An 18,817-nucleotide genomic window follows, 5' to 3' on the forward strand; every position below is an offset into this window, starting at 1 on the left:
CGACCCCGCCTGCCTCACCGGCGGGGTCGCTGGCCGGCCCGTTTCGGCTTCATCCGGGGCAGCAGCTTGAGCAGCTTCAGACACTCCTGCTCGTACCGGTACATCCGGAGCCGCCGGAAGATCTCCAGCGCCGCCCGTACATGTGCCGCGGCCTCGAACCGGCCGACCGGGTGGCGGGCGAGCGCCGAGCCCCTGCTCAGGTGGATCTCCGCCATCGCCAGCTCGTCCCGCCTGGCCTCGGCGATCACGCGGGCCTTCTCGAACAGCTCCGCCGCCTCTTTCGGGTCACCCTGGACGCTGACGATGGTGGCGAGCTTGGCCAGACCCTGGACGACCTCGCGCCGGGCGCCGTAGCGCTCCAGCACCGGGAGCACCTGCCGCAGGATCGCCGCGGCCTCGTGCAGGTGGTAGCTCTCCACCAGCATCGTCGCGACCGTCAGCTGCGCCTTCGCGGCCAGCACGGTCTCCCCGTTGGCGAGCGCCAGGTCGACCGCCGCGCGGGCCAGCTCCAACGCCCGTGGCAGGTCGCCGCCCAGGCCGGCGGCACCCGCCAGCGTGAGGAGGCAGCCGGCCTTCCCGGCCTCGTTGCCCATCTGCTCGTAGAGCTCCATCGCGCGGTTGGCCAGCCGCTCCACCACGGCGGGCTCGTCCCGGCTCATCTGGACGTCCGCGAAGTTCTCCAGCAACCTGGCGAGCGTCGGGAGGTCACCGTTCGCCTCCACGCGGGCCTGCGCCTCGGCGAGGATCTGGAACGCCTCCTCCACATCGCCGACGTGGAAGGCGATGCGCCCGATCATCTCGTAGGTGCTGACGATGCCGGCCTCATGGCCGATGCTCTCGTAGATCTGGCGGGCGTTCGCCAGCAGGGCGGCCGCCTCGTCCCGCGCATCCGCCCGGAAGCAGATGGTGCTATGCAGCGCCAGGACCGCCGCGTTGTCGGCCGGCGCGGCCACCCCGGCGACCGTGGCCTTGATCTCCTCCAGCAGCCGGCTCGCCGCCTCCGGTTGCCCGTCGTCCAGCGCGAGCAGCGCGAAGTCCGACAGGTTGTCCGCCATGCTCAGGCGGTCCCCCAGCGCGGCCCATTCGTCCCGCGCCAGGCTGTACAGCTCGAACTGGGCCTGCGGCCCGGCCGCGCAGTCACCGAGCACCCCGAGCACCTGCGCCAGGTGACGGCGCAGGCCGAGCTCCTCGCATTCCGCGCGGCACTCGTCGAGCAGGATGCTCGCGCGGTCCCGGTCACCGGCCACCGCCAGCCGCTTGGCCGACACGTATCTGCATTCGAGCAGCCCCTGCCGGTCGCCCAGTTCCTCGAAGCGGATCCGTGCGCGTTCATGCAGCGCCTCGGCGCGTAACGGCCGGCTGCGCACATCCTCCTCGAGGTCGGCGAGGCCGAACAGCGCCCGCGCCTCGCAGCGCCGGTCGCCGGCCTCCTCGGCGGCCGACAGCGCCGCGGTGAAGGATTCGTCCGCTTCGGCGTACCTACTGAGGGCGGTGTACAGGCGGCCGCGGAGCACCAGCGTCGCCGCCATGCCACGCCGGTCCCCCGCGGCGGCGGACACCTCACCGGCCCGGTCGAGCAGCTCGCCGAGGCGATCCCACTCGTTGCGGAACTGCGCGATGGTGGCCAGCCCGCGCAGCGCCGTGGCGGTGCACCGTGCGGCGTCGGTCGTGCCGAGGCCGGCGGCCAGGGCCAGGCTCGCCTCCAGCGACTCGGCGGCCGCCGCGTAGTCGCCGGTGCTGATCATCACCAGGCCGGCGCCGAGCCTGCACTCCGCCATGGTCGACACCGCGCCGTGCCGCTCCGCCGCGGCGAGCGTGGTCTCGAACTGCGCCTTCGCGGCGGCCAGCGCGCCGAGCCTTCTGCGTGCCTCGGCGGCGCCGCGCAGCGCCGCGACGTGGTCGCCCCGCCACGGCGACTCCGCCAGCACCCCGGCCGACGCATCGAAACCTTCGAGCGCGCGGACGCACTGGTCGCGCTCCAGATCGAGTTCGGCGAGCTCCCGGCGGGCACACGCCTCCCGCTGCACCTGCCCGGCCGCGGCATAGAGGTCCCGGGCGCGCTGGAGGTGCGCCTCCCGTTCGTCGTCGCGGCCCTGCAGCCGGGCCACCCGCGCCGCGTACATGGCGGCGTCCGCCACCACCTCGGGCAGGTGGACCGCCGCCGCCTGGCTCTGCTCCTCCGTGACAAGGACCGACGTCAGGGACACGACCTGGTCGTAGCTGCCGGCCCGGTACGCCGTGTCGATCATCTCCAGGAACCGCTCCGCCGGGGCCCCGTCGCCGTACGCGAAGGCGTGGTAGGCGTGCTCGACGAAGCCGCCGGGCGTGGCGGCGTACCAGGCGGCCGCGGCACGGTGCAGCCGCTCCCGCTCGCCCGGCTCATGGACGGACAGGTAGCGCAGGACGGCGAGCCGGACGAGCGCGTGGGCGCGCAGCTCGCCGGAGCGTGCGACGCTCACGAACGAGATTGCGGCGAGCTGCTCGAACCAGCGCTGCGGCGGTGGCCGGGTCGCGGGCGGGACCATGGCGGCGACCAGCTGCTTGCTCGCCGTGCGCAGCACCGCCACCGCGATCACCGCGTCGCGCAACTCGTCCGGCAACCGATGCAGGAACTGTGCCGTCAACCACTCCCGTGCCGGCCGGTCCGCGGCCTGCCGCGCGATCCAGCCCCGGTCGACCGGCTCCCCCGCCGCGCGGGCCTCCAGGCACGTCGCGGCGAGCATCTGCGTCCAGATCGGCAGGCCGCCGCACGCGTCGTGGATCGCCTCGGCCAGCCACGGCTCCGTGAGGCCCACGGAGTCGAGGAACTCGGCCGTGTGCCGGGCCTGCCACTCGGTGAGCTCCACCGCCTCGACGGCGAGCGTCGACGGCAGCGCCAGCCGGTTGCGGCCGGCGAGCACCATCCGGAGGTCCGGTGCCTGTTCGAGCAGCCCGCCGAGCACCTGATAGGTGAACCAGTGACCGACCGACAGCGCGTCCGGCCCACCGTCCACCCGCGCGGCGTTGGAGATGTCCAGCGCCGACAGCAGCTCGCTCGTGTCGACCATGAGCACGCGCCGGCCACGCGGCAGCCGGCCGGCCAGGTCGAGCAGCGCGTCGCGCAGCGCCGACCGGTAGTGCAGCTGGTCGTCGACGACACCCGGCCGGGCGGTGTCGATGCGGACGTCGTTGTCGCGGATGACGGCCCGGGTCCGCGCGGTCAGCTCGACCGTGTTGTGCACCTCGACGAGGTGCCGCAACGCCGCCCGCGCCGCCCGGCGGTACCGGCGCCGGTGCCACGGCCGCATCCAGGGCCGGCACCACCCCAGCAGCACCCCGGCGAGCTGCTCGAACAGCGGCTCCACCAGCGTGCGCACGGCGTAGGCCGGCTGATCGTGGAACAGCGCCCGGTCCACGACGTCGTCGAGGTCCAGGATGCGCTTCCTGGCATCGGAGCCGGCGAGGTGGCGCAGCAAGGTCGACTTGCCCTGCCCGGCCATCCCCCAGACCAGCAGGACCTGTCCGTCAGAGCCCGGTCGGCACAGCCCCTCGAACCGCTCGACCGCGACCTCCCGATCGATGAACGCCACGCCCCACCATCCATGAACACCGCAGCCCTGTGCTCCGCCTCAAGCAACGTGACACGATATCGGCAGCCATGCATCGGCCCATCGGCCAGCTTAGGTTCGCCGTTCACCGCCGTTCATCTCAGAGGGGTGGCCCCGACCATGCGATTCGGACCAGCAGCGTATGCGGCGAGCTCGACCGTGCTCGGCCTCGCGTCGGCGATCCTGGTCAACCTGATCACCTCGGGATGGAGCTGGCCGCTCGCCGCGTTCCTCGGCGGGGTGAGCGTCGCCAGCGGACTGCTGCTCTGGATCGACCGGCGCACCGCGACGCCGGCCGGGACCAGGGTGTCCGTCACAGCGACCCGGGGTGGGAAGGTCATCCGTTCGGGTGTACGGGCGAGCCGGGGAGCGCAGGTCGACCAGCGCGCCACCGACGCCGGCGAGATCGACCGGTCCCCGGTACGGGCCAGCGGCGCGGCGGGCAACCAGACCGCGGACGGCGGCACGATCAGCGAGTCGCCGCTGGACCTGCGGGAGTGAACGCCCGCGGCGGCTGCTCCCCATCCGCACCCGGCCCGCACGCGGGGCGCAACCCTGAGGCAGGACCGTTCAGGGTTCCAACGCACTTGTGGGGGAAGCCTTGTCGCGACGTCATCACCGGGCCGCGGGCCTGATCGCCGTCATGGTGGCCGGCGGGCTGCTGCTGACACCGGCAGCCGCGGGAGCGGCCGCCGTGCCCGTGCCCCTGCCCCTGGCGGGGACCGAAGCGCCGGGGGGCGGCGTGTCCCTGGCGGGGACCGCGGCGCCGGGCGCCGGCGTGTCCGTGGTCGGCACGGTGGCGTCGGTGCGCGCCGCGGACGCGTCGCTGGTGGTGAACCGCGCCTACCGGTTCCGCGACAGCCGGCCGAAAACGGTGAGATTCACGCTGACCTCGGGCACCGCCATCGTGGTGAACGGCGCGACCGCCAGAATCGGCGCGGTCCGCGCCGGCATGCAGGTCACCGTCACCGGCACCCAGACCGGCGCGACGGCCATGGCAACCAGGGTCGTCGTGCGCAGGTAGTTGTCCGACGTTCTTCTTCAGGGCGCCGCCGCGCCGCCGATGGGTCTGGTGACAGGCACATCTGCGAGCACGCGGCGCCCGGAAGGGGAGATCCAGTGAGCGTTGAAGCAGCAGCCCGGGGCCGCGGCGACGCCACCGCCGACGATGCGACGCGCTATCTCACGTTCACGTTGAACGGCGAGTCCTACGCGCTGGACATCTTCCACATCACCGAGATCCTCGAGTACCGCAACCTCACCGTCGTGCCGATGACGCCGGACTTCGTCCGCGGCGTCATCAACCTGCGCGGCCGGGCGGTGCCGGTCATCGACCTCGCGATCCGGTTCGCCAAGGGTGCCACCAGCATCGCCAGGCGCACCAGCATCATCATCGTGCACATCCGCGGGATGCCTGGAGCCGGTGACTCCGGCGCGGCGGACGGGCGCGGGAGCGGTCAGGACATCGGCATCCTGGTCGACGCGGTCAGCAAGGTCGAGACGTTCACGGCCGAGGACATCGAGCCCGCCCCGTCGTTCGGCGCCGGCATCCGGGCCGACTTCATCAGCGGCATGGCGAAGCGGGACAACGACTTCATCATCGTGCTCGACATCGACCATGTCCTGTCGCTGAGCGACCTGACCGACCTGGCGACGGCGATCCCGGAAGCGCCATGACGCCGTCACTGCTCAGGCCCACGGAGATCACGGCGACCGAGTTCCGGGCCATCAGCGAGTTCCTGCACCAGCGCACCGGCATCCGGCTCGCGCCGGGCAAGGAGACGCTGGTGGTGGGGCGGCTGGACAAGCGGTTGCGCAATCTCGGGCTGCGCACCTACACGGACTACCTCCAGGTACTGCGCTCGCCGCAGCACGCGGCCGAGACCCGCCAGGCGATCGACCTGCTGACCACGAACGAGACGTTCTTCTTCCGGGAGCCGCGGCACTTCGAGTTCCTCGGGCAGGTCATCGCGCCGGAGCACCTGGCGGACCGGGCGGCGAACCGGGTGGGGAACCGGCCGTTCCGGCTGTGGAGCGCGGCCAGTTCCAGCGGCGAGGAGGCGTACAGCGCCGCGATGGTGCTCGCCGAGACGCTGCCGAACACGCCGTGGGAGGTCGTCGGCACCGACATCTCCTCGCGGGTCGTGGCGGGGGCCGAGGCCGGGCTCTACCCGATCTCCGCGGCGGAGAAGATCCCGACGCCGTTGCTGCGCCGGTACTGCCGCAAGGGCCGGGCCGAGTACGAGGGTCTGATGGCCGTCGACCAGGCGCTGCGGGCGAGGACGACGTTCCTGGGCGCGAACCTGCTGGAGGACCTGAGCCGGCTCGGCCGGTTCGACGTGATCCTGCTCCGCAATGTGATGATCTACTTCGAGACCGCCACGAAGGTCGAGGTGATCGGGCGGCTGCAGGAGATGCTGCATCCCGGCGGCTACCTCATCGTCAGCCTGTCCGAGACGCTCAACGGGATCCCGTCGCGGCTGCGGGCCGTGCAGCCGTCGATCTACCGTCTCACCGGAGCCGGCGTTGGCTAGCCCGTCCGAGGTGTTCCTCACCGCTTGCCGCGGCGATCTCCTGGACCAGGTCCGAGGTCCTGGTGATGCTCGGAATGATCTTGTCGAGGAGCGCACCGGCGTGCTCGGCGGTCGTCACGCTGCCGGCCGCGAGCTCGCTGATCTCCTGCGCCGCGATCTGGCTGCGCTCGGCCAGCTTGCCGACCTCGGTCGCCACCACCGCGAAGCCCTTGCCGTGCTCGCCGGCCCTGGCTGCCTCGATGGTCGCGTTCAGGGCGAGCATGTTCGTCTGGAAGGCGATGTCGTCGATGATGCCTATCTTGCTGGTGATCTGCTTCATCGCGTCGAGGGTCTTCTGGACCGCCCCGCCACCCTCGTGGGCCTCGGTCGCGGCGCTCGTCGCGATGCCCTCGGTGGTGCGGGCGTTCTCACTGTTCTGGGCGATGCCGGCGGTCATCTGCTCGATGCTGGCGGTGGTCTCCTCGACACTGGCGGCCTGCTCGGTGGCGGCCTGCGACAGGCTCTGCGAGGCGCCGCTGATCTGGCTGGAGGCGTTGCTCAGCTGCGTGGCGGAGTCCACGACGGTGCTCACCGTCTCAGCCAGCCGGTCCAGCGCGCTGTTGAGCGCGGCGCCCATCCGGCCGACCTCGTCCCGGCTCGCCACGGTGACCCGCCTGTCCAACCGCCCCTCGGCCATCAGGGACAGCACGGCGACCGTCTCGTTCAGCGGTTTGGAGATCGACCGGCTGATCATCTGCACCACGACGAACGCCAGCACCAGCGCCACCACGATCAGGCCGATCGACAGGACCCGGGCGGACTCGTAGGCGGACTTCGACTCGGCGAGCGTCGACTTGGCGGCCGCGTTCTCCGCCTCGACCATGCTGGTCAGCGCGGTCTCGATGGCCGTGGCGATCGCCGCCCCCTGTCCCTTGGCCACCGCGTTGAACTCGGCATACTTGTTGTCCCTCGCGAGCGGGATCAGCTGCTCCGCGAGGAGCGTCTGATAGGACTTCCACGCGGCGGTGAACGCCTCCCGGTCGGCCTCGTCGCCCTGCACGTCCCGCGTGCTGAAGGTCTGCCAGCTCTCGTCCAGCATGTCCACAGTCGCGTTCAGCTTCTGCTCGGCGGCGTCCGTCTCCGCGGCGTTCTGGGCCAGCGCGAGTTCACGGATGGAGAACCTGAGGTCCTTGTAGTCCCCGCCGACGTCATTGATCATCTGGACTGTTCGCAGGTTCCTGTTGTACAGCAGGTCCAGGCGTTCCTGGGCGTTGCCGAGCTGGACCAGCCCGAACACCCCGATCGCGAGCAGCAGCACGGACACCATGCCGGCCAGGCTGCCCAGCTTCCAGGCGACGGACAGGTCCCGGAATCCGGAGCGGCGTCGTCCGCCGGTTGCGTCTGCCATTCCCTGGCCTCCTCAGGAGTTGGGTCTGCTACCGGATCATCGGCGCGGCACCGTTCCCGTTTGAGTCTTTCCAGGGTCTCGCGTCATCCGATCGGCCCGAAGTCACCTGAAATCCGGTGAAACCATGGTGAATCCGCCGACGTCGACGCCGGCGGACCGGCCCGGCACGTCGGCCGGGCCGGTCGCCAACTTCGCCGCCGACCGGCTCAGAACAGCAGCTCCAGGGGGCCGCGCAGGAAGTACACGATGAACAGCACCGCGACGCCGTACAGCAGCGGGTGGACCTCGCGGGGCTTGCCGGCGGCCAGCTTGATCACCACATAGGACACGACCCCGGCGCCGATGCCGTTGGAGATCGAGTACGTGAACGGCATGAGCACGATGGCGAGGAACGCCGGCAGGGCGATCTCGTAGTCGGACCAGTTGATCGTGCGTACCGCGGTCATCATCAGGAAGCCGACGACCACCAGGGCGACCGAGGCCGCCTCGAACGGCACCACCGTGACCAGCGGCGCGAAGAACATCGCGACGAGGAACAGCCCGCCGGTGACCAGGCTCGCCACGCCGGTGCGGGCGCCCTCGGCGACACCGGCCGCGCTCTCGATGTAGCTGGTGTTGCTCGACGTGCTGGCGGCACCGCCGACGGCCGCGGCGACGGAGTCGACGAGCAGGATCTCGCGGGTCCGCGGCGGCATGCCCTCCGAGTCGAGCAGGTCACCCTCCTGGGCGACCGCGACCATGGTGCCCATCGTGTCGAAGAAGTCGGTGATGAGCAGGGTGAACACGAACATCAGCACGACCAGCACGCCGGCGGTCTGCCACGAGTGCAGCACGTTGAAGTGCCCGAGCAGCGACAGGTCGGGCGTGTCGATGACCTTGTCCGGCAGGACCGGGACGTTGAGGCTCCAACCCTTCGCGTTCGGCTTGCCGTCCACGAACGCCGGGCCCGCATTCGTGATCGCCTCGATGATGATCGCCAGTACGGTGGAGACCAGGATGCCGATGAGGATCGCGCCGCGCACCTTGCGCACCACCAGCACGATCGTGAGCAGCAACCCGACGCCGAACGCCAGTGCGGGCCAGCTGATCAGCTTGCCGCCGATGCCGAGCCCGACGGGCACCGTGGTGTTGGCCGCGTCCGGTACCCGCCGCACGAAACCGGCGTCGACGAAGCCGATGAGTGTCAGGAACAGCCCGATACCGACCCCGATGGCCGTCTTGAGCTGCGTCGGCACGGCACGGAACACGGCCGTGCGCAGCCCGGTCAGCACCAGCACGGCGATCAGCACACCCTCGATCACCACCAGACCCATGGCGTCGGCCCAGGTCATCTGCGGCGCGATCTCGAACGCCACGAGCGCGTTGACGCCGAGCCCGGCTGCGAGGGCCAGCGGGAACCGGGCCACGACGCCCATGAGGATCGTCATGATGCCCGCGACGAGCGCCGTCGCCGAGGCGACCGCGGTGATCGCGAGCTTGCCGCCCGTGCTGTCCACGCCGCTGCCGAGGATGAGCGGGTTGAGCACGACGATGTAGGCCATCGTGAAGAACGTGGCGAGCCCGCCGCGGACCTCCCGGCTCAGCGTCGAGCCCCGCGCGGTGATGTCGAAGAACCGGTCGAAGCCATTGCGTGGTGCCGGCCCGGCCGCGGTGGTCTTCGTGACGGCGGGCGGATCGTCCATGGTGCCTCCCTGGCAGACGGTTACCCCCCGACGCGTGTTGATCCCATCTGCGGTGCGGGAATCAATGGCACGGATGTTTCGTGCGTGCAACGACGGTCAGTTGGCGGCGTGCGCACTACGCTGAACCGCTCGGCCGTCGTCCTGCCGCCGCTCGCGCTCGGGGTCCTCATCGCCGTGTGGGGCCGCCGCTTGCCCCTACCGGTCGAGGTCGTCGTGGTGGCGCTGCTGGCCGGCTCGGTGCTCGCTGCCGTGCACCACGCGGAGATCGTCGCCCACCGCGTCGGCGAACCATTCGGCTCGCTCATCCTCGCGGTGTCGGTCACCGTCATCGAGGTCGGGCTGATCCTCACCCTCATGCTGTCCGGCGGCTCCGGCACGGCCACCCTCGCCCGCGACACCGTCTTCGCCGCCGTCATGATCACCTGCAACGGCATCGCCGGGCTGTCGCTGCTGGTGGCGGTGCTGCGCACCCATGTCGCCGTGTTCAACGCCGAGGGCACCGGCGCCGCCCTCGCCGCCGTGATCACCCTCGCCACCCTGAGCATGGTCCTGCCGACCTTCACGATCAGCGCGCCCACGCCCCAGTTCACCGGGCCGCAGCTGGCGTTCGCCGCGGTCGCGTCGCTGACGCTGTACACGCTGTTCGTGATCGTCCAGAACGTCCGGCACCGCGAGTCCTTCATGCCGGTCGACGGGCCGGCCGAGGAGCACGCGGAGTTCCCGTCCGGGCGTCAGGCGTTCACCAGCCTCCTGCTGCTGCTCGCCGCGCTGATCTCGGTCGTCGGGCTGGCGAAGGTCGAGTCCGGCACGATCGAGACCGGCGTCGCCCGCGTGGGGCTGCCGCACTCGTTCGTGGGGGTCGTCATCGCCGTGCTGATCCTGCTGCCGGAGACCCTCGCCGCCGTGCGCAACGCGCGGCGGGACCAGGTCCAGATCAGCCTCAACCTCGCCTTCGGCTCGGCGATCGCGAGCATCGGGCTGACGATCCCGGCGATCGCGGTCGCGTCGATCTGGCTGGAGGGGCCGCTGCATCTCGGCCTCGGCGCGACGCAGATCGTCCTGCTCGCGCTGACCGCCGGGGTCGGCATCCTGACGGTCATGCCGGGCCGCGCCACCTTGCTGCAGGCCGCCGTGCACCTGTCCATTTGCGCCGCGTTCCTGTTCCTGGCCGCGAGCCCGTGATCAGTGCTTTTCTCGCTACCACGCGCCCCCGCCCAGCCACCAGCCATAGACCGGGGCTCCACCCCTGCGACGCGGGAGAGGAGCCCCGGTGCTCGGGCGGGGAGTCCGGCCCGACTACCCTTGCTGTCTGACCCTTGCCGGCGACCTGAGGATGGTCTTCCGTAATGATCGAGCCAGTGCGGCTGCCGTCACCGTGGTGTGACGAGCCCCTGACCGTGGTCGTCCCGACCTACAACGAGGCGGGCAACCTGCCGCGGCTGGTGGAGCGGCTGCTCGCGTTGCCGCTGCCGGGGCTGAGCATCCTCGTCGCCGACGACAACTCCCCGGACGGCACCGGCGAGGTGGCCGAGAAGCTCGCCGCCGAGCACCCCGGCCGCATCCGCGTGGTGCACCGCCCCGGCAAGGAAGGCCTCGGCCGGGCGTATGTCGACGGCATCGGCAAGGCCCTCGAGGACGGCGCCAAGTTCGTGGCGCAGATGGACGCCGACCTGTCCCACCCGCCGGAGGCCCTGCCCGGCATGCTCGGCGCCCTGCTGTCCACCCACGCCGGCGTGGTCATCGGTTCACGCTACGTGCCCGGCGGTCAGCTCGACGAGGCGTGGCCGCTGTACCGGCGCGCCCTGAGCGGCTGGGCCAACCTGTACGTGCACACCCTGCTGCAGGTGCGCATCCGCGACCTGACCGCCGGTTTCAAGATCTGGCGCGCGGACGCGCTGCGGGCCATCGGCCTGGACCGTGTCCAGTCGAACGGTTACAGCTTCCAGGTCGAGATGCACTTCCTCGCCACCAAACTCGGCCAGACCATCATCGAGGTGCCGATCCGCTTCGAGGAGCGCACCGACGGCGTGTCGAAGATGACCACGGCCACCAAGATCGAGAGCGCGACGATGCCCTTCAAGCTCCGCCTGCGCCACCGCAAGATCGCCCGCAACCAGCCCCAGCTCGGCAAGGCCCCCGACTGAGCGACCTTTGACTGAGCGGGCCCGCCGGCTTCGGCGGACGTGCTTCGTCGACGCCCGGCCGGCCGCTACTGCATCGACAGGTGCACGTGGTTGTAGTGGTCGCCGGCCGGGGTGCCGTCGCCGCCGTAGGACTTCCATCCGCTGCTGGGCTGCCAGATTCGCTTGTACCAGATGACGTACTTGACGCCGAGGTTCTTCGCGTTGGCCACGCACCAGGCGGCCAGGGCGTCACCGTACTGCTGATCGGCGCCGGTCGCCCGGGCGTTGACGAACGTCTTGGCGTTGGCGGAGAAGTCGCAGGCCTTGCCGGCCGGGTGGTCACCGCCACCGCCGCTGCGGTAGCAGGACGTGTAGTGGGTGTAGCCGGCCTTGCGTGCCTCGTTGTACGCGTTGAGCATCCGCGGGCTGATGCACCCGGAGGTGGTCGGGTCGTCCTCGCTGCAGCCCTGCTTGGCGTAGGAGCCGTCGCTGTTGCGGCCGACCGGGTTGGTGGTGACCCGGCCGCCGCTCGGCGCGCCGGTGGTGGCCGCGCCGCCGCCCGCCTTCCGCAGCGCGTCCTCGGCGGCCTTCTTGTTCGTCTCCATGATCTTCAGCTGGGCCTGCTGGTTGGCGATGGCCGCGGCGATGTCGGCCTGCTGCTGCTCCTGCTGGCGGCGGGTGGCCGCGAGCTCCCGTAGCTGCTTGTCGTCGCGGGACAGCATGTACTGCACCGTGGTCATGCTGTGGATGGCGGCGTCAGGGTCGTCGCTGGCGAGCAGCACGTTGGTGAGGCTGACCCGCCGCCCGCGGTAGGCGGCGTTGGCCACGGCGCCTGCGGACGCCTCGAGCTCGCCGAGGCGGGTATTCGTCGCCGCGAGCTGCCCGGTGATCGCGGCCTGGTCGGCGACGGACTTGTCGAGCCGGCCCTTGGCGTCGTTGTACTCGGCGTTGGCCTTGTCGAGTGCCTGACGGACGGTGAGATTCTGACCGCCGTCCTCGCCGGGCTCCGCGGCCACGGGGTCGGCGATCCCGACCACCCCCAGCAGCAGGGAGGCCAGCACCAGCATCAGCAGCCCGGGTGAACGCCGGGTGGGAGCAGTCCGCATCGCGGCCAGCATATCCAAGGACCGGCGAGGCGCCAGTCGCCTGAAAACCGCTGAAATACCAGCAATACGGTGCATCGCAGGCGCGGATCCCGGCCGTCGCCGGGGTGAACTGGGCGGGTAGCCTCACGGGGAGCAACGGGGCAGCGTAGGGGGAGCAGTCGTGCACTGGGGTCCGGTCGCACGAGCCGTTCGGGCACCGCACCCCCGGCGGTCGCTGTCCGTCCTGCTGCTGGCACTCGTGGTGAGCTGGCTCGCCGTCGGCGCCCCGGCGCGCGTCGTCCAGGGCATGGGCGCCGCGCAGCGCCCAGCCGGTACTGGGCAAGCCGGGCATGCAGGGCAAGTGGTGCAAGCAGGGCAAGCCGGGCAGGCGGGGCAGACCGATCGGGCCGAGCCCGCCTGCGCGTACATCGGCAGCCCCGGCGGGCCCGCGCGCTGCGACCACGGCGGCGACCACGGCACCGCGGGCCGGCTGCACCCGTCCGGCATCGGCCAGGACGACACCGGCACCGGCTACCCGGCGGACGGTCCCGCGGCCGCGCCCGGACACCGCCGCCCCACCGACCGCCCCCCGTCGAGGCCGTCACTGGCGCAGCTGCAGGTCTGGCGGCACTGAGGCGCGGCACCCGCCGGCCGTGCAACCTCGGCCGCGCGCACGACGTCACCCGTACGACCTCAGCGGCGCCCGAGCGGCGCCACCCGCACCGACCCGACCAGCCTCGCCGGACCCGTCCGGCGACCCACCGACCCGGATGGCGAACACCTCGATGACCGATACACCACCTGTGCGCACGCCCGTCCGCCGCCTCGTGCGGCCGGCCGTCGCCCTGACCGTCGCGGCGGCGCTGCTGCTGACGGCCTGCACCGGCGAGTCCCCGTCCAACACCGGCGCGGCCAACGGCACGCCGACGGCGAGCCCGGCGGCGCCGGCGCTGCCGGTGGAGCTCGCGATCAGCGGCCCCGCCGACGGCGCGGCCAACGTGCCCACCGCCCTGGACCTCGGCTACACCGCCACCAACGCCGCCGGCGTGACGGTCAAGCTGACCGACGCGGCCGGGGCGGAGGTGACCGGGGCGGCCCGCGCCGACGGCAAGGGCTGGCAGCCGGCGGCGCAGCTGAAGTACTCCACCAAGTACACGGCCACCGTCATCGCCACGTCGACCGACGGCAAGCCGACGACGGCGACCACGACCTTCACCACCATGGCCAAGCCCGCCAAGCTCGGCAAGATCACCAGCATCATCAACGACAAGCAGGTCGTCGGCGTCGGCATGCCGGTGATCATCACCTTCGGCGTCGACGTGGCGAAGGAGCAGCGCGCCGCGGTGCAGCAGCGCATCCAGGTGACCAGCGACCCGCCGCAGGAGGGCGCGTTCAACTGGTTCACCGGCAAGGAGCTGCACTTCCGGCCCAAGGAGTACTGGCAGCCGGGCACCAAGCTCACCGTCAACGCCCGCACCGGCGGCACGAACCTGGACGGCAAGTGGTGGGGCGAGCGCGACGTCGCCGTCACCGCCACGGTCGGGCCGAAGTTCGTGATGGAGGTCGACAACGCGACCAAGCAGATGACCGTCACCCAGGACGGCCAGCTGCTGCGCACCATCCCGGTCAGCCTGGGCCGGCCGAAGAACCCGTCGGCCAGCGGCAACTTCATCGTCATGATCAAGAACGAGTGGGAGTGGTTCGACTCGTCCACCTACGGCGTGCCGGCCGACTCCGCCGCCGGATACCGCACGAAGGTGTACTGGCCGCAGCGTCTCACCTGGGACGGCGAGTACATCCACTCGGCCCCGTGGTCGGTCAACGACCAGGGCAAGCGCAACGTGTCCCACGGCTGCACCAACATCGCCCCGGACCACGCCGAGTGGCTGTGGAAGCAGACCCGCATCGGCGACCCGGTCATCATCAAGGGCACCGAGGAGCAGGTGAAGTGGGGCAACGGCTGGACCGACTGGTCGACCAGCTGGGAGCAGTACGTGAAGGGCAGCGCGGTGCCGTACGTCCCGGCCACCACCGGTCCTTCCTCGTCGGCGTCGCCGTCGCCGTCAGCGAGCTGAGCCTCACCGGGGCGGCGCGGCACCGGCGGCCGGAGCATCGGTTGCCGGCGCCGCGCCACCCCGGGCGGACCCCGGCGGCGTCACCGGGCGATCTCGACCCCCTGCACGCCGTCCAGCAGCCGCAGGGTCTCCGCGATCGCCGGCAGTGACGTGTTGTTGTCGCCGCGGGCGGTGAGCACGATCGACTGGTCGTGCCCGGCGTAGTCGACGCGCAGCACGTGCGCGCTCGGCAGGGCCGTGAGGGCCTCCCGCTCCACCACGTCGAGCGGGAAGTCCGGGGCCAAGGTCAGCGTCACCTGGATGCGGTGCCGGTCCGGCAGCCAGTTGGCCTCGGCGACCTTGAACAGCCACAGCGCGGCGAGCGCGATGACGGTGACGGCGCCGGCCGCCCAGAACAGCCGCAGCCCGGTCGCCAGGCCGATCGCGGCGGTGACCCACAGCGACGCGGCGGTGGTCAGGCCGCTGATGTTCACGCCCTCCTTGAAGATGGCGCCGGCGCCGAGGAAGCCGATGCCGGTGACGACCTGCGCGGCGATGCGGGTCGGGTCGGTGCCGACCTCCTTGCCGGCGATGGTGAACAGGGCCGCGCCGGCCGCGACGAGCATGTGGGTGCGCAGGCCGGCGGGCTGGGCGCCCATCTCCCGCTCCAGGCCGACGACGGCACCGAGGAGGATGGCGATCAGCAGCGTGGGGATGATGGTCCAGTCCATCGCAAACTCATACCGCCCGGCGGCCCGCCCCGCCACTCGTGGATCGGTTCCGGTGCGACACCCGCCGCAAGCGCCTCGCGTACCGTGGCCGGATGAGTCTGCGCGAGGACGGCGAGCTGCTGCGGGACGATCTGGTGCGGCTGCGCCGGGAGCTGCACCAGGAGCCGGAGATCGGGCTGCACCTGCCCGCCACGCAGGCGCGGGTCCTGGAGGCCCTGGACGGGCTGCCGCTGGAGGTGCGCACCGGCGAAGCGCTGTCGTCGGTGACCGCGGTGCTGCGCGGCGACCGGCCGGGGCCGGTGGTGCTGCTGCGCGGCGACATGGACGCGCTGCCGGTGACCGAGCTGACCGGGCTGCCGTACGCGTCGCGGGTCGACGGGGTGATGCACGCCTGCGGGCACGACCTGCACACCGCCGGGCTGGTCGGCGCGGCGCGGCTGCTCGCGGCCCGGCGCGGCGAGCTCGCCGGCGACGTGGTCTTCATGTTCCAGCCCGGTGAGGAGGGCTACGACGGCGCCGGGCTGATGCTCCGCGAGGGCGTCCTGGACGCGGCCGGCCGGCCCGTCGAGGCGGCCTACGGCCTGCACGTGCTGGCGACCGACTTCCCGCAGGGCGTGTTCGCCTGCCGCCCCGGGCCGCTCATGTCGGCCTCAGCGGGCCTGTTCGTGAAGGTCGTCGGCGAGGGCGGGCACGGGTCGGCGCCGCACGACGCCCTCGACCCGATCCCGGCCGCGTGCGAGATGGTGACGGCACTGCACGCCATGGTGGGCCGGCACATCAGCCCGTTCGAGCCGGTGGTGCTCACCGTCGGGGCGTTCCACGCCGGCACCCGGCGCACCATCATCCCCGACGAGGCGGTCTTCGAGGCCACCGTACGCACGTTCTCCGCCGCGGCGGCCCGCACCATGGCCCGCGAGACGGTGCGGCTGTGCGAAGGGATCGCGGCCGCGCACGGGCTGCGGGCGGAGGTGCGCTTCGAGGAGGAGTACCCGGTGACCGTCAACCACGACGCCGGCTACGACCTGGTGGCGTCCACCGCCGCCGACGTGTTCGGCGCCGACCGGTTCCGCCGGATGGCGCATCCGGACCCCGGGTCGGAGGACTTCTCCCGGGTGCTGGAGCGGGTGCCGGGCGCGTACCTGTTCCTCGGTGCGGCCGTCGCCGACGACCACGTGGGGCTGCCCAACAACCACGCGCCGCGGGCCATGTTCGACGACGGGGTCCTCGTCGACGGCGCCGTCATGCTCGCCGAGCTGGCGCTGCGGCACGGCGCGGCGGCCTGACGCCGGCCGGCTCGTCCTGTCCAACGGCGTCCACCGCCGTCCAGGATCGAGGGCCGGGAGCGCGGGCGGCGCCGACCATGGGGGCGGCGTGACCCCGCATCGAAAGGCCCTCCATGAGACTGATCCGCTCCCTCGCGCTGCTCACCGCCGGGGTGCTGGCGCTCGCCCCGGCACCCGCCCACGCGGACACCACCCTGCAGGCCCCGACCGGCGTGCAGGCCGTGCACGTCTCGGACACCGGCGCCGACCTGTGGTGGTCGCATGACCCGCTGACCTTCCAGGACGTCGTGCAGCGCAACGTCGGCGGCGCCTGGACCGAGTACGCCCGCGGGGCCTACGGCAGCCTCGCCCTCACCGGCCTGCAGCCCGGCACGGCGTACACGTTCCGGGTGTACTCGCTGCCGTCGGAGACCTCCGGGTACGCGGCCAGCCCGCCGTCGGCGCCGATCACGTTCACGACGCTGCCCGGCCCCGACACCATCGCGCCGACGGCGCCCGGCACCCCGCTGTCCAGCAGCGTCACCACCACGGCGGCGTCGCTGGTCTGGGGCGAGTCCACCGACAATGTCCAGGTCACCGGGTACCACCTGCAGCAGCTGGTCGGCGGTGCCTGGACCACGATCCGCACCGTCGACGCGTTCAGCCGGTTCCAGCGGATCACCGCTCTGACGCCGGGCACCTCGTACACGTACGGTGTCCTCGCCTTCGACGCGCGCGGCAACCTCTCCGCCCGGTCCGCGCCGGTCACCGTCACCACCCTCGCCATCACCGCCACCCCGACCTGCCGGGTGCAGATCATCCAGTTCAACCCCGGCTTCCAGGTCTCCGTCACGATCACCAACACGACCACCGCGCCGGTCAGCGGCTGGGCCGTCGGCTTCACCCTGCCGGCGACGGCGTCCATCACCAACACGTTCGGCGGCGTCGTGACCCGCGCCGGCAGCACCGGCACGATCAGCCCGCCGGCGTGGGGCGGCACGATCACCCCCGGTTACAGCGCGAGCCCCGGCTTCATCGGCACGGCCACCCCGTACACCCTGCCGGAGAGTTTCACGCTCAACGGCATCCCGTGCACCGCGGCCTGACGCCGTGACCTGGTGCGCGGGGTGCGCCCGCCCGGCGGCCCCGCGCACCGCGGCCGCGCCCGGCCTACCCTGCCCCCATCGACACCCGCGCCCGCACCGGCCCGCCCGACGCTTTTTTGGCGCCGGGCGCGGTCGCGGACGTCCGCGGCACCGCCGACCTGGCGCGGCTGCTGCGGGAGCTGCGCCGCCGCGACGCCCGCCGCCGGGGCGGCGCCGAGCTCACCTACCGGGAGCTGGCCGCCGCCACCGGCTGGTCGCACGGGATCATCGGCGGGTACCTGGCCGGGCGGGTGCTGCCGCCGACGGACCGGTTCGACGTACTGATCCGGCTGCTCGGCGCGTCACCGGCCGAGCAGGGCGCGCTGGCGACCGCCCGCGACCGGGTCGAGGAGCACCGACGGCCCGCGGCCGCACCGCCGCCGGCGCCCGCCGCTGCGTTGACCGTGCCGCGGCAGCTGCCGGCGGACGTGCCCGCGTTCACCGGCCGGACCGCGCCGCTCGCCGCCCTCGACGCCCTCCTCGGCGCCGGCTTCGACACCGACCTCCGCGCCGGCTTTGACGCCGGCTTTGACGCCAACCCCCGCGCCGGCTTTGACGCCGGCTCCAACGCCGGCCTCGGCGGGACGCCGGGGCACGGGGCGCCGCGGGTCGTGCTGATCACCGGCACCGCCGGGGTGGGCAAGACCGCGCTCGCGGTGCACTGGGCGCACCGGATCGCCGGCCGGTTCCCCGACGGACAGCTCCACGTCGACCTGCGCGGATACGACCCGCAGCAGCCCGCCGACCCCGGCGACGCGCTCGCCGGGTTCCTGCGCGGCCTCGGCGTGCCCGCGTCCGGCATCCCCGCGACCACCGCTGAACGGGCGGCCCGCTACCGCACCGAGGTCGCCGGGCGGCGGCTGCTGGTCCTGCTCGACAACGCCTCCTCCGCCGACCAGGTACGGCCGCTGCTGCCCGGCACCGGCCCCGGCATGGTCGTGGTGACCAGCCGCGACGCGCTCGGCGGCCTGGTGGCCCGCGACGGCGCGCACCCCGTCCACCTGAGCCGCCTGGACCGGGCCGACTCCCGGGCGCTGCTGCGGCGGCTGACCGGCCCGGGCGCGGACGCCGGCACCGTGGACCTGCTCGCGCGCCGGTGCGCGGGACTGCCGCTGGCGCTGCGGGTCGCCGCCACCCGGCTCCCGGAGTCGCCCCGCACCGGCCCACCCGGCGGCGGCTCCCCAGGCGGCGGCTCCCCCGGCGGCGGCTCGCCGGCCGCCGGCGACC

Annotated in this window: 16 protein-coding genes; 11 read left to right on the plus strand and 5 right to left on the minus strand. The window is 72.5% G+C overall.

Going from position 1 to position 18,817, the window contains the following annotated elements; all coding sequences use genetic code 11:
- Positions 1-14: 14 nt before the first annotated feature.
- A complete protein-coding gene (locus AB0H83_RS09135) occupies positions 15-3,569 on the minus strand; it encodes a hypothetical protein (protein WP_360089405.1) in 3,555 nt (1,184 codons plus the stop codon).
- Positions 3,570-3,707: 138 nt separating this feature from the next.
- Between AB0H83_RS09135 and AB0H83_RS09140 the strand changes: the two genes are divergently transcribed.
- The 4 genes from AB0H83_RS09140 (at position 3,708) to AB0H83_RS09155 (ending at position 6,121) form a co-directional block, all read left to right on the plus strand.
- Positions 3,708-4,088 (plus strand): hypothetical protein, encoded by a 381-nt coding sequence (locus AB0H83_RS09140; RefSeq protein ID WP_360089408.1) that lies wholly within the window; start codon positions 3,708-3,710, stop codon positions 4,086-4,088.
- 100 nt (positions 4,089-4,188) lie between these two features.
- Positions 4,189-4,611, plus strand: a complete 423-nt coding sequence (locus AB0H83_RS09145; protein ID WP_360089411.1) for a hypothetical protein — start codon at positions 4,189-4,191, stop codon at positions 4,609-4,611.
- Positions 4,612-4,706: 95 nt separating this feature from the next.
- Entirely contained in the window at positions 4,707-5,264 is a 558-nt protein-coding gene (locus AB0H83_RS09150) for a chemotaxis protein CheW (protein ID WP_360089414.1), read from the plus strand.
- Positions 5,261-6,121 carry a CheR family methyltransferase gene (locus AB0H83_RS09155; protein ID WP_360089417.1) on the plus strand — a complete coding sequence of 287 codons (861 nt, stop codon included), beginning with the start codon at positions 5,261-5,263 and terminating at the stop codon, positions 6,119-6,121. Before AB0H83_RS09150 ends, AB0H83_RS09155 begins: the two co-directional genes overlap by 4 nt.
- On the opposite strand, the gene AB0H83_RS09160 is transcribed toward AB0H83_RS09155, so the two are convergent.
- Entirely contained in the window at positions 6,099-7,508 is a 1,410-nt protein-coding gene (locus AB0H83_RS09160) for a methyl-accepting chemotaxis protein (RefSeq protein ID WP_360089420.1), read from the minus strand. The two genes, AB0H83_RS09155 and AB0H83_RS09160, sit on opposite strands and share 23 nt — an antisense overlap.
- Before the next feature lie 206 nt (positions 7,509-7,714).
- On the minus strand, positions 7,715-9,190 hold the full coding sequence (locus AB0H83_RS09165; RefSeq protein WP_360089422.1) for an NCS2 family permease: 1,476 nt from the start codon (positions 9,188-9,190) through the stop codon (positions 7,715-7,717).
- A 108-nt stretch (positions 9,191-9,298) separates the two neighbouring features.
- On the opposite strand from AB0H83_RS09165, the gene AB0H83_RS09170 reads away from it, so the two are divergent.
- Together AB0H83_RS09170 and AB0H83_RS09175 are read left to right on the plus strand one after the other, a co-directional pair.
- Positions 9,299-10,372 (plus strand): ionic transporter y4hA, encoded by a 1,074-nt coding sequence (locus tag AB0H83_RS09170; protein WP_360089425.1) that lies wholly within the window; start codon positions 9,299-9,301, stop codon positions 10,370-10,372.
- Positions 10,373-10,536: 164 nt separating this feature from the next.
- On the plus strand, positions 10,537-11,334 hold the full coding sequence (locus AB0H83_RS09175) for a polyprenol monophosphomannose synthase (RefSeq protein ID WP_360089428.1): 798 nt from the start codon (positions 10,537-10,539) through the stop codon (positions 11,332-11,334).
- Between the two features lie 65 nt (positions 11,335-11,399).
- On the opposite strand, the gene AB0H83_RS09180 is transcribed toward AB0H83_RS09175, so the two are convergent.
- Entirely contained in the window at positions 11,400-12,419 is a 1,020-nt protein-coding gene (locus AB0H83_RS09180) for a hypothetical protein (protein WP_360089431.1), read from the minus strand.
- 340 nt (positions 12,420-12,759) lie between these two features.
- Here AB0H83_RS09180 and AB0H83_RS09185 point away from each other — a divergent pair, with 340 nt between their 5' ends.
- Positions 12,760-13,032: a hypothetical protein gene (locus tag AB0H83_RS09185; protein ID WP_360089434.1), complete on the plus strand. Its 273-nt coding sequence runs from the start codon at positions 12,760-12,762 to the stop codon at positions 13,030-13,032.
- Positions 13,033-13,201: 169 nt separating this feature from the next.
- Entirely contained in the window at positions 13,202-14,473 is a 1,272-nt protein-coding gene (locus tag AB0H83_RS09190) for an Ig-like domain-containing protein (RefSeq protein WP_360089437.1), read from the plus strand.
- A gap of 80 nt (positions 14,474-14,553) precedes the next feature.
- Here AB0H83_RS09190 and AB0H83_RS09195 read toward each other — a convergent pair whose 3' ends face one another.
- On the minus strand, positions 14,554-15,183 hold the full coding sequence (locus AB0H83_RS09195; RefSeq protein WP_360089440.1) for an MgtC/SapB family protein: 630 nt from the start codon (positions 15,181-15,183) through the stop codon (positions 14,554-14,556).
- A 92-nt stretch (positions 15,184-15,275) separates the two neighbouring features.
- Between AB0H83_RS09195 and AB0H83_RS09200 the strand changes: the two genes are divergently transcribed.
- The 3 genes from AB0H83_RS09200 to AB0H83_RS09210 form a co-directional block, all read left to right on the plus strand.
- Entirely contained in the window at positions 15,276-16,466 is a 1,191-nt protein-coding gene (locus tag AB0H83_RS09200; RefSeq protein ID WP_360089442.1) for a M20 family metallopeptidase, read from the plus strand.
- Positions 16,467-16,579: 113 nt separating this feature from the next.
- Positions 16,580-17,551, plus strand: coding sequence for a cellulose binding domain-containing protein (locus AB0H83_RS09205; RefSeq protein ID WP_360089445.1), 972 nt, complete (start codon positions 16,580-16,582; stop codon positions 17,549-17,551).
- A 116-nt stretch (positions 17,552-17,667) separates the two neighbouring features.
- Positions 17,668-18,817: helix-turn-helix domain-containing protein (locus AB0H83_RS09210; RefSeq protein WP_360089448.1), on the plus strand; the 1,150-nt coding region annotated here is incomplete at its 3' end.

It is taken from the genome of Dactylosporangium sp. NPDC050688 (assembly GCF_040654515.1).
Lineage (GTDB): Bacteria > Actinomycetota > Actinomycetes > Mycobacteriales > Micromonosporaceae > Dactylosporangium.

Coding starts and splice junctions, on each gene's coding strand:
- AB0H83_RS09195 (WP_360089440.1), bottom strand. CDS start 15,183: ATGGACTGGACCATCATCCCCACGCTGCTGATCGCCATCCTCCTCGGT.
- AB0H83_RS09180 (WP_360089431.1), bottom strand. CDS start 12,419: ATGCGGACTGCTCCCACCCGGCGTTCACCCGGGCTGCTGATGCTGGTG.
- AB0H83_RS09140 (WP_360089408.1), top strand. CDS start 3,708: ATGCGATTCGGACCAGCAGCGTATGCGGCGAGCTCGACCGTGCTCGGC.
- AB0H83_RS09205 (WP_360089445.1), top strand. CDS start 16,580: ATGAGACTGATCCGCTCCCTCGCGCTGCTCACCGCCGGGGTGCTGGCG.
- AB0H83_RS09175 (WP_360089428.1), top strand. CDS start 10,537: ATGATCGAGCCAGTGCGGCTGCCGTCACCGTGGTGTGACGAGCCCCTG.
- AB0H83_RS09165 (WP_360089422.1), bottom strand. CDS start 9,190: ATGGACGATCCGCCCGCCGTCACGAAGACCACCGCGGCCGGGCCGGCA.
- AB0H83_RS09160 (WP_360089420.1), bottom strand. CDS start 7,508: ATGGCAGACGCAACCGGCGGACGACGCCGCTCCGGATTCCGGGACCTG.
- AB0H83_RS09155 (WP_360089417.1), top strand. CDS start 5,261: ATGACGCCGTCACTGCTCAGGCCCACGGAGATCACGGCGACCGAGTTC.
- AB0H83_RS09200 (WP_360089442.1), top strand. CDS start 15,276: ATGAGTCTGCGCGAGGACGGCGAGCTGCTGCGGGACGATCTGGTGCGG.